This is a genomic window from Microbacterium sp. UFMG61, assembly GCF_015354505.1.
Taxonomy (GTDB): Bacteria; Actinomycetota; Actinomycetes; order Actinomycetales; family Microbacteriaceae; genus Microbacterium.
The window spans coordinates 1-629 of sequence record NZ_JACAFP010000032.1 but is presented as its reverse complement, the minus strand read 5'-3'; the positions used below and the strand labels follow the sequence as shown (position 1 = coordinate 629).

General features: G+C 70.1%; 1 pseudogene. It reads right to left on the bottom strand.

The window, feature by feature from the left end:
• Nucleotides 1-505: pseudogene (locus tag IXW21_RS18115) on the bottom strand (hypothetical protein); the annotation flags it as partial.
• Nucleotides 506-629: the final 124 nt, after the last annotated feature.

Sequence of the window (629 nt, the reverse complement as noted above, 5' to 3'; positions counted from 1 at the left end):
CGACGATGAGGTTCATGATGTAGCGGCGATCGCGCAGCCAATAGACGAGGCTGCGTGCGGCGATGGCACCGAAGGCGTTCGACGGCAACAGACCGAACCAGCCGAGCCCCGTGCGCTCGCGCGACGCCAGAGGGCGCTCGGTGGTGGTGAGCAGGCGTCGGACGAGCCAGCTCCAGAGGACCCACAGGAACACGGCCGTCGCGACCGACGATGCCGGTGCATGGATCAGCGGTGTGATCGCGGTCGCGACGGCGAAGACGAACCAGGACGGAGCGGCGAGGGGCGTGAGCCCGACGGTTCCGGTGAGTGCAGCGACGGCCACCGGGACCTCTCCGTCCCATTTCAATGAGGCCAGGAAGACCGCAACGGGGAAGGCGATGACGATCAGCGCGAGCGCGAAGATCGCCGTGAGCTCGCGTGACCGGCGCTCCGGCAGCAGCAGGGCGTTCACCGCCATGCCGATGCGTGCCGCGAGCAGCGTCGAGAGCACCGCGAGCGCCGTCATCGCGTGACCGGCGCTCCGGCAGCAGCAGGGCGTTCACCGCCATGCCGATGCGTGCCGCGAGCAGCGTCGAGAGCACCGCGAGCGCCGTCATCAGCACGGCGAGGGGCCACGGGGCGCCCAGACG